The organism is Streptomyces poriferorum (assembly GCF_019399235.1).
GTDB lineage: Bacteria > Actinomycetota > Actinomycetes > Streptomycetales > Streptomycetaceae > Streptomyces > Streptomyces poriferorum.
This window is the reverse complement of the sequence record NZ_JAELVH010000319.1, coordinates 1-10,163: the sequence shown is the minus strand read 5'-3', so window position 1 is coordinate 10,163 and position 10,163 is coordinate 1. Positions and strand designations below refer to the sequence as shown.

Here is a 10,163-nt window from a genome sequence, read left to right as displayed (position 1 = left end):
GCCTCCAGGCGGGCGCGCTCCCGGACCTGCCGTACGGGTCGACAGACTGGGTCCCCGTGGACTACGTCAGTGCCGCGGTCGTGGCCCTCTCCGTATCCGGCCGGACCGATGCGCAGACGTACCACTTCACCAACCCGGAGGCGCCGGGCCTGGACCGGGTCTTCGAAGCGGCCGCCCGCCTCGGGCATGAACTGCGGACCGTTCCCGCGGAGCAGTGGCAGGCCCGTGTCGCGGCGCAACCCGACAACGCGGCACAGCTGTTCCTCGGCGATGAGGGACAGACGGGGCACCAGGCGACGGACCGGCGCCGCTTCGACTCGCGGTGGACAGCGGACGCGGCAGAGGCCGTGGGCGTCCGCCAGCCACCGTTGACCGACGAGACCCTGATCCGCTATCTGACGTACTTCCACGAGTCAGGCTTCCTGCCTGCACCGGGGGTGCCGGCCACGGCGGTCCAGCGCTGATCGATACGGCCGAGCCGTGCGTCCTGCCCGTCGGCCGGTGCCGGCGAGCCGCCCGGCCCCGGGGGTCCGGCTTGGTCGGCAGCCGGTGCTGCCGACCAAGCCGTACCCGCTGCGAGGGCGGTGCCAGGAGTCCTTACCGGGGCAGTACGGAAAGGGCCCTGAGGCGTGCGTGCCCGTTGCGCCAGCCCGTGACGTCGAGCGCCACATAGCGTGCGGTGGTTCCGGCGGTGAGGCCGCTCGTGGTGCCGCGGCCCCTCAGCGTTCCGCCGGGCCGGTAGGTGACGCCGTCGTCGCTGAACTCGACCGTCGCCCCCGGCACCCTGCCCGTCGTCCATTCCGCGAGGACCCGCCCGACGGGGAGCGCCGAGCCGAGGTCCACGACCATCCGCGCCCGGTCGGAGCCCGGAGTCCACGACGTGTGGTGGTCGCCGTCCACCGCGGCCGACGGGTCCGACATGCCCGCGGGGCGCGGTGCGTTCGGGAAGGTGTCGCATCCCAGCGCTGCATCGTCGAGCGGATACGGGGCGACGTCGCGCACCGACACGGTCGCGGTCCGGCCGCGGCGCAGCCGGACCTTCGTGCGCCGTCCGCCGTCCGCCGTCACGAGCAGGTCGCAGGACGGCCCGGTCAGCCGCACGGTGGCGGCGTCGACCACATCCGCCCGGACACCCGGCGGCACCGTCCGCCCCGTCGCCGGCCGCAGGGTGAACCGGGCCGCGGCGACAGCCGCGGTCGCGCCCTTCAGCTCGGCTGTGAAGTCCGTGCCGGACAGGGTCACCGTCTGCGAACCGGCGTAGAGGACGATGTCGGCGCCCTGCCGGGGCAGAGCCACCACGGTCCTCACGGAGCCGGGGGAGAGGTTGAACAGGCTGAGGTGCCCGCCGGCGGTGCTGGCATGAACGGCGGAGTCGACGGCCCGCGGCGCCTCCCGGGACGCCGCCGCCTTCAGCGCGGCGGGATCTCCGTTCGGATGTCCCTCCACGGTGAGGGCCTCGGCGGGACCGTCGGACAGCACCACCATGTCACCGTAGACGGCAATCGGATTCGCGGAGTCCCGGACCACCAGACCGGCCCTTCCGTCCACGGAGAGCCAGCCGCCTCGGCTCGTCAGCTCGGCCTCCGGGAAGCGCGTCAGTTCGGTCCAGTTCTCCCCGTCGTCGGAACCCTGAACCTGGTATCTGCTCGCAGCCGCCGACTCCCAGGCCAGGGTGACGTGGTCGAAGGCGACGGCGCTGCCGAGATCGATGGTCAGCCAACTGTCCTGGCGGCCCCGTTCGGCGACGGAGACGGCCCAGCGGGTGCTGCCGTCCCCGTCCACCACGCATGCCGCCTCGCGGCCGGGTGCCGCCGACGAAGCGGTGGCGACGGCGGCGCGGGCGAGGTCTTCTCCGTCCGCTCCGTCCCGGACGGAGAAGGAGTACAGGGAGTACCCGTACTGCGGATGTCCGGAGACGCCCTGCATCCGGACGAATCGGTGGGAGACGCGGGGGAGCGCCAGGGAGTCCACCCGGGGACCGGACCCGCCCGAGGTGTTCCCGCTGTCCTTCGACATCACCTGGACCGATCCCTCGGCCGCGGTGTACGTACGACTGCCGTCCAGGCCCGCCAGCCCCGGCATCGTCAGGTTGTGTATCTGCAGGTGTCCCTCACCGGCGGCCGTACCGCTCGTCGCGTAGACGACCGCGCCCGACGGGAGGGTGGTGAATCCGGCGAATCCGGATTCGAGTTCGAGTACCGAGGCGGTCGCGTCGATTCCGTCGCGGACCTTCCGGTAGGTCGTGACCGAGCGACGCAGCACCTTGTTCGCGGTCGAGGGCAGGAACATCGGGGTGCTGCCGCTCAGTGCGAACAGCCAGTCGTCATGGGCGGGCTGCCAGGCGAACTTGACGAAGCCCGGCTTGCTCACCGCGGCCGCCCAGGCCGCCGGCGTCTGCTGGACCACCAGACCGGGGCCCTCGGCGAAGTCCCGTACACCGGAGGCCTGTGCGTAGAACTCCTCGTCGGACAGCGGTGCCACGACACCACCGTGCGCCGCCCGCCACCGGTGCAGCAGATAGCTGATGGCGATCTCGGCCCGGGCCTCCGGTTCGTACTTCGCCTCACCCGAGAACTTGGCGAGCCGGTACTCCGGCGCATACGCCTGGTAGGGCTCCAGCCGCTTCGCCATCGCCGCCTCCGCCCATGCGGCGCCGCGGTCCCCGGTCACCTGGGCCAGGAAGGCCAGCGGGATCACATCGCGTCCGTAGAGGTGCTCGCGGTCCGCGACCATCGGCATCAGCGGTTCGCCGGCGTCACTCATCACCATCAGCAGCGTGCGCCAGAGCGGGCCCGCGTTCGGCTGCGTGGTGAGGACCTGGGGCATGGGCCGGCCCGCGGCGATGAAGTGGGCGGCATTGCGGCCGGAGGTACGCCACAGCTCCTCCTGGTAGTGCGGGCCGAAGGAGTTGTGGTTCTCGACGATGAAGGTGTCGTAGAGGTTCGTCGCGGTGTTCTCCCGCACGGCGACGCCGTCGACCAGGGCGGGATTGGCCAGATCCGCCGCCGGCAGACCCGCCTCGTTCCGCGTCCACCGGCCGAAGGCCGCCGCCCACTCGTCGTGACGGGAGTCGTCGGGGGCCCAGGCGAGGCCCGGCGCCAGGGACTGGGCGTAGACGCCCATCTCCTCGAGCTTCGTGTCACCCACGAAGCCGCCGTTCAGGCCGTTCGGCGTCCAGCTCCCGGAGGCGGGGTCGTTCTTGCTGCCGAGGGCGGTGGTGTACTGCGCCTGCTCGCGGGCGATCGTGTCGACGTTCTGCCGCGTCATGTCATCCAGCTGATCCCAGAGCAACCGGGCGGCGAGCACGAAGTACAACTGGAAGGTCGTGTCGAAGAACAGCGTGCGGCCCCACTCCGTGCCGCCCGTGAGGCGATTGGAAGCCGCGAAATGCTTGATCGTGGCAAGTGTGCGGGAAAGCAGCTCGTCCTTCCCGATGCCGGCGCGCCCGGAGTCGTACGTTCCCCGGGTCAGCAGCACGGCATTGCCGAGCACCACAGCGAAGCCGAAGTCCTTGGCCGTGTAGTGACCGAGAGCGGAGTCCCACTGCGTCTCCGCCCAGCGTGTGTGTGTCAGCAGCACCTGGTAATAGGTGTCCGCGATGCTGTCCCGCTCCTCGTCGTCATGACGTGTGCCGGAGGTGACGGACGGCTCCGCAGCTGCGGCCATGCCCGGGAGAGTCAGCGAACCGGCGGTCAACAGTCCTGTCAGGCCCGCAAGTTGGACGAACCTGCGTCTGTCGTAGTAGGCCGGGTTGTCGGGCATGGGTCCTCCACAAGAATGACAACGTTGTCAGATTGCGGCCATCCTTTCCTGTGACCCGTTGCGCGTCAAGGGTTTCGCGGCGTCCGGACTGTGCGGGACGGGGGAAACGGAATCGCGGCTGCCGGACCGGGTGTGCGGAAGAACGGGCAGGTCAGGGGCGGCGACGCGCACGAGGGCCCTGCCTCGCGTGGATCGGAGGCGGGCATGGAGGCCCCTTGGCCGGTGGGCGATCTGGCGTCTGCCCCGGGGCGCCGGCAAGACCGTGCTCCCGGTGGCCGAGCTCCCTGCGCGGCGGTCACCGGCCCGGGCCGCACGTCATGATCGGGCCCGCGGAACGGCCGGAGGAAGATGAGGGAGCCGGCGAGATCGCTGCGTGACGTGATCCCGCCGAGCCACAACTGCCCGCTCCCTCGTCCCAGGCGGCCGGCGCACCGGCGTACGGGCAGTGCGCCCGGCTTCGTTCCGGGGGAGTTCACCGGCGATCAGGGCTGATGGGACAGTCCTTTCCGCGTTCCTGAGCTGGCGGACCCTCCGGGCGCGTGTGCCGCGGCGCCGGCTGACTGCCGTCTCCGCGGATCGGACTCCCCGGATCCGTCTCCCGGGATCGGACTCCGCGGATCCGTCTCCCCGGATTCCGATCCCTATCGGATGAAACGGCGCCCGATACCCGTGTGGCGGAGAAGATGATTCCGCACGCTGCTGCTGTGTACAGGATGATCAAGGATCAGGGCCGGCGCCGGAGCGCGGTCGGCGCCCGCGTGGGGAAGCAGAGACAGCCGCGGAGCACAGCGCCCCCTGCGCCGGGCCCGGCGCAGGGGACACCGCCACCACGGGCTCCGTTGTACGAGCGCGCCCGGTACTGGTTCGACAACACGCTGGCAAGGGGAGTGACCGCGCTCATCGGATGGCTGGCCGTCGCATGCCTGGCCGTTGTGATCCCGGTGAGCGCGCTGCTGGTGTGGACGGACGAAAGGGCCCCGGACACGGCATGGGCCAAGACGGCAGCGGTGTGGCGGAGCGTCGGGCAGACCCTCAGGCTGGGCGGAGAGGTCGGTTCGCCACTGCGCGTCATCCTTTCCGTCCTGCTGGCGTTGATGGCACTCTTCTACGTCTCCACCATCGTGGGTCTCATCACCACGGCGATCACCGAGGAACTGATCGCTCTGCGGCGTGGTCATTCCACGGTGCTGGAGAGTGGTCACACCGTACTGCTCGGCTGGTCGGACCAGATCTTCACCGTGGTGGCCGAGCTCGTCGCGGCAAACGCCAACCAGCCCCGAAGCGCGATCGCGATCCTGGCCGACCGGGACGTGACCGAGATGGAGGAGGAACTGCGCAGCGAGGTGGGCGACACCGGCCGGACCAGGGTCATCTGCCGCAACGGACGCCCCACCGATCCGGCCGCACTCACGCGAGTCAGCCCCGCCACGGCGGACGTCGTCCTGGTCCTGCCGCGTGACCATCCGCAAGAGGACGCGGAGATCGTCAAGAACCTGCTGGCCCTGCGGACCGCGGTGGACGACAGCCGGGTGCGGACCGTGGCGGTGGTGCGAGATGCCCACTGCCGCCTCGCCGCCGAACTCGCGGCCGGCCCGGACGCAGTCGTGCTCGAGATCGACGACGTCACCGCCCGGCTGGTCGCCCAGTGCGTGAGGCAGCCCGGGCTGTCCGTCGTCTACCAGGAGTTACTCGACTTCGCCGGCGACGAGTTCTATGTCGTCGACGCACCGGACCAGGCCGGGCGGATGTTCGCCGACGTGCTGAGGGCATGCCCCACGTCCAGCGTGGTCGGGGTCGCAGGGGTGGACGGGACCCTCCGTCTGAACCCGTCGGCCACCTCGGTCCTGAGCCAGGGCGACCGGCTCGTCGTGATCGCCCAGGACGACGACACCACGGTCACCACCCACGAACCCGCCGCATTCGACGAGTCGGTGATGGCGAACCGGCCACCGGCGGCAGCCCGCCCCGAACGGGTGCTCCTCCTGGGATGGAACCGCCGCGCCCGGCACATCGTCCGCCACCTCTCCGGCCACGTCGCGGCCGGTTCGGTCCTCCACGTCGTGGCCCACGGCAGCGAGAGCCTGGCAGCGGAGGTACGAGCCGCCGCGCAAGCCGCTCCCGCGCTGACCGTCACCTTCGGACCGGGAGACCCCACCCTTCCGGGCACGGTGAACGAGGTGGACCTCTCCGCTCACGACGGCGTCATCGTGCTCGGCCCCGACCACGGGCCCGGACAGGCCTCACCGGACGACCGGACCCTGGTCACGCTGCTGCTCCTGCGTGACCGCGAGCGCACGTCAGGGGTCCCGGTCCGGGTGGTCACCGAGATGACCGACGACCGCAACAGAGTCCTCGCACCCGCCGGTGCCGGCGCCGATTTCATCGTGAGCGGAAAGCTGGTCGGTCTACTGATGGCTCAGATCTCCCAGAACTGGCATCTCGCCGCCCTGTTCGGGGAACTACTGGCTCCGCAGGGCAACGCGATCCACCTCAAGCCCGCCGGCGACTACGTCCGCCCAGGACACCGGGCATCCTTCGCCACCATCGTCGAGGCCGCCTCGCGCCGCGGCGAGTGCGCCCTCGGGTACCGCACCCGCGGCATCGCACGAGCGGGGAACGACCATGAGGTGCGAATCAACCCGGCCAAGGCCGAAGTCCGGTACTGGGGCGCGGATGACGAGGTGATCGTGATGGCCGAGCGCTGACACGGAGGCGGGGCGCTGACGCGGGGGCGGGCCGCTGGGCGGCGCGCGTACGTCTGAAGCCACGGGCAACGCACGGAAGTGCGTTGTACGGGGCTGCTGCTCCGAGAGCGGTGGGTCGTCAGGAGCCGGTCAGGGGTTGCGAATCGTTCCTGCGGTGAATGTCTGCGTCCGTGCGGGTGAGAGCCGGCTGCCAGGCGCCAGTCGGGAGCGAAGCGGCCGGTACAACGTGAGGATCAGCCGACGTCGCCGACACCGCCGGACCGGACGCGGTGAACGGTGTTCGCGGGAGGGCTTGCCAGGACCGTCGTCCCGTACATCCGGTCGGGTAACAGCGCCCGGCCGGCCGGGCGACCGGGTGGAGTGGCAGGCGGCGCCGGCGCCCCGCACGCCAATGCGGGCGGCAGATGCGGCAGATGCCTCAGTAGTTCCTTCGTTGTTCCAACGTACTGAAGGGTGTTCGTGATGAGCCGAGGTCTGATCGTTGTGGATGTGCAGAACGACTTCTGCGAAGGAGGCAGCGTGCCCGTGGCAGGCGGTGCACGGATCGCGACGAAGATTGCCGACCTGGTGGAGCAGACCGCGGGCAGTGACTATCAGTACGTCGTCGCCACCCGCGACCACCACGTCGACCCCGGAAGCCATTTCTCCGAGAACCCGGACTTCAAGGACAGCTTCCCCGTCCACTGCGTGGCCGACAGCCGAGGCAGTGAGCTCCACCCCCACTTCGCCCCCGCTCTGGCCGGCGGCAAGGTCGACGCCGTCTTCTTCAAGGGTGCCCACAGCTCCTCCAAGAGCGGCTTCGAAGGTGCCGACGAGCAGGGCACGTCACTGGCGGACTGGTTGCGGGCCCGCGGAGTGGAGGACGTGGACGTGGTGGGCATCGCCACGGACCACTGCGTGCGGGCCACGGCGCTGGACGCGGTCAAGGCCGGCTTCCGCGCCCATGTACGGCTGGACTACTCGGTCGGGGTGGCACCGGAGACGACGGCCGCGGCCGTGGACGACTTCCACCAGGCAGGCATCGCTGTCTCCGGTGAAGTGCCGCTGCCGAAGTAGTCGCTGCGGGTCCTTGGTTGAGCCCTCGTGTCCAGCCCTGGTCCGAGGGCCGGGGCACGGCGGCTCAACCACGATGCCCGGTGACGGTGTGATGCCGGACGGAACGCGGATGAACGTTTTGGCACGAGAAGTTCACCTGAAGGCGTGAAGCAGTGGCACCACCGCAGGCGGGCGACCGCACGAAGGAGGCCCGCCGGTCCGGTCCCGATGGTGTCGATGAAGTACCGAACAACGACCGTTCCGGTCGCCCGGCAGACCCGGCACCCCGGCATGCACAAAGAAGTACTGCAGAAGGCGGTACAGGCGATCCACGGCATGGCATGGCATGGCATGGCATGGCATGGCACGGGACAGGACAGCGGGCGTGGCAACATAGCTGACCAACATGGAGCCCATGGTGGTTACGGACATGATCTTGTGGTGAGACCTGTTCGGCCAAGGGCTCCACGCCCGCTCCCGAGGAGGGATCGCGCGTCCGGCATGCCGCCTGCACACGAGAGGCCCCCGTGGGCACCGATCTGGGTTCCGCAGTCGTCCTGATCACCGGCGTGATGGCGGCGGGGAAATCCACCGTGGCCGAACTGCTGGCTGGGCGGCTGCCCCGAGCCGCCCACGTGCGCGGGGACGTCTTCCGGCGGATGGTGGTATCCGGCCGGGAGGAACTCCTGCCGGACGAGACCGTCGAGGCCAGGGCTCAACTGGAGCTGCGCTACCGGCTGTCCGCGCTGGTGGCCGACGAGTACGCGAGCCACGGCTGGACCGCGGTCGTCCAGGACATCGTTCTGGGGGAGGACCTGGGCCGGTATGTCGCCAGGGTGCACACGCGACCCTTGTACGTCGTCGTGCTGGCTCCTTCCACGACAACCGTGCACAGCAGAGAAGCCGAGCGCCCGAAGACCGGCTACGGCGCCGGGTGGACGGTCGAAGCCCTCGACCGGGCTCTGCGCGAGGAGACGCCGCGCATCGGGCTCTGGCTGGACACGTCTGAGCAAACACCGGACCAGACGGTCTCATCGATTCTCGACAACCTGCCCACCGCACGTGTACAGGCCGGCTGACATCGTCGGCATGGCCGCAATCTCACCAGTCCTGCTCGACGCGGACATCGCCGCCCGTAGGGAGCCGCCTCGCCGGGCCTGCGCCGGTGTTCGACGCGCCGACGGTTCACGGTCCGCCGGCCGCGGCCCCGCTCCGAGTGGTACCGGGGCGGGGCCGCGGCCGGCCGGACGGCCCGGTGGGTCAGCTGCCGATTCCCGAGTCCTGAGCGGCGGCGATGATCGTCGCCGCATCTTCCGGGAGCAGATACCCGGCGTTGACGGACGTCTGCGCGGCGTTGCGTACCTTGTGCACGTAGTCGGCGTGGGTCGGGTAGAGCCGGGCGAGCGCCGGCTCCGCGGTGGCCGGGAAATGGGGGTCGGACGGGTCGCCGTCGTCGTGCCGGTCCCAGACGTCGGAGTCGCCGTTCCATGGGTCGCGGGCGCCGTACAGGCCGCAGAAGACGCCGCTGCCGGTGGTGTCGCGGGAACCGGTGAGCGTACGGGTGGGCACCGTGACGTCCGGCAGGCGGACGCCGCCCGTGGCCAGGCCGGTGGCCGGGTCACGCAGGACGGTGCTCAGCGGCTGACCGCTCGGCGGCCGCGCACCGCCCCGTGCCCAGGTGGTCAGGTGGCGCAGCGCCGAGTTCATGGCCCAGTGACCGGGCCCGTCGTTGAAGGGAGCAGCGCCTGCGGCGCAGTCGGGCGACGGCGCCGCGGAGCCCGCCGACTTCTGCACGGTTGCGTTGCCCAGGTCGTAGGCCCATTGGTCGCCGTGCGCGGTGCCGGCCAGTTCCCAGTGCACGACGCTGCTGGTGTCCGGCTGCCGTGCCGTCGCGGCGCCCGGCACATCGGTCTCGGTGAGTACGACGAACGTCGGCACCGGCAGATCGGTCCTGATCCGGGACGGGTTCGGCATCAGCAGGGTGTCGGCGAGCACGCCGGTGATCGGTGAGGCGATCGCGCTGTTGCTGTGCACCATGAAGCCGTCGTAGACCTGGGACACCGGCTGGACGGCGTTGACGTACGTCGTCATGAACCCCGCCGACTGCGACTCGCCGTCGGCGAGCAACGTCCGGACCGGGAGCCCGCCGAGCGGGTCCGCCCCGTCGGGGGTGCGCAGTGCCTGGCCGGCCTGGGAGAAGATGTCGTAGGCGAAGGCGTCACCGGGGTGGACGAGGCTCCCGTACCGGGCCGGGTCCCAGCCCTTGAGGCCCTTGATCTCACCCAGCCCGCCGTTGACCCCGACGGCCTGCGCCGAGACGCCGACCCACGCGTAGCCTTCGCGCAGCAGCTCGTCCCGCTGGAACCAGTAGTCCGGTGAGAGGTCGAACTGCCCGCTGACGTTGAGCCACTCCACGACCACCGTGCCGTTGAACCTGGCCGGATCGGCAGGGCGGCGCACCAGCAGACGGCTCTTGTACGCGGCGGTGCCGGACGCGCGGACGTTCCACCGGCCGTCCGACGTCCACAGACCGGACTTGGCGTATGACGTGGCGGTGCCCGAAACGAAGTACTCGTTCTCCGTGTAACCGAACGATCCGAGGTCCTCCGCCGCTGCGAGGAATGGGAAGCCGTGACTGCCGGCGGGCGGGACGGTGACCGT

The 10,163-nt window shown here is 70.5% G+C and carries 5 protein-coding genes and 1 pseudogene; 4 read left to right on the top strand and 2 right to left on the bottom strand.

All coding sequences use genetic code 11. The annotated features are described in order from the left end of the window. Positions 1-464 (top strand): annotated as a pseudogene (locus JGS39_RS34380) (hypothetical protein); the annotation flags it as partial. A 133-nt stretch (positions 465-597) separates the two neighbouring features. On the opposite strand, the gene JGS39_RS34375 reads toward JGS39_RS34380, so the two are convergent. Next, positions 598-3,762, bottom strand: coding sequence for a discoidin domain-containing protein (locus tag JGS39_RS34375; RefSeq protein ID WP_219573672.1), 3,165 nt, complete (start codon positions 3,760-3,762; stop codon positions 598-600). Positions 3,763-4,601: 839 nt separating this feature from the next. Between JGS39_RS34375 and JGS39_RS34370 the strand changes: the two genes are divergently transcribed. The 3 genes from JGS39_RS34370 to JGS39_RS34360 all read left to right on the top strand — a co-directional run bounded on the left by JGS39_RS34370 (position 4,602) and on the right by JGS39_RS34360 (position 8,581). Beyond that, a complete protein-coding gene (locus tag JGS39_RS34370) occupies positions 4,602-6,467 on the top strand; it encodes a CASTOR/POLLUX-related putative ion channel (RefSeq protein WP_236062564.1) in 1,866 nt (621 codons plus the stop codon). 462 nt (positions 6,468-6,929) lie between these two features. Next, positions 6,930-7,523, top strand: a complete 594-nt coding sequence (locus JGS39_RS34365; RefSeq protein ID WP_219573670.1) for an isochorismatase family protein — start codon at positions 6,930-6,932, stop codon at positions 7,521-7,523. Positions 7,524-8,029: 506 nt separating this feature from the next. Beyond that, positions 8,030-8,581 (top strand): P-loop nucleotide/nucleoside kinase family protein, encoded by a 552-nt coding sequence (locus JGS39_RS34360; RefSeq protein WP_219573669.1) that lies wholly within the window; start codon positions 8,030-8,032, stop codon positions 8,579-8,581. A gap of 181 nt (positions 8,582-8,762) precedes the next feature. Here the strand turns inward: JGS39_RS34360 and JGS39_RS34355 are convergent. Then, a partial coding sequence (locus JGS39_RS34355; RefSeq protein ID WP_219573668.1) for an alpha/beta hydrolase domain-containing protein occupies positions 8,763-10,163 on the bottom strand: 1,401 nt, incomplete at its 5' end.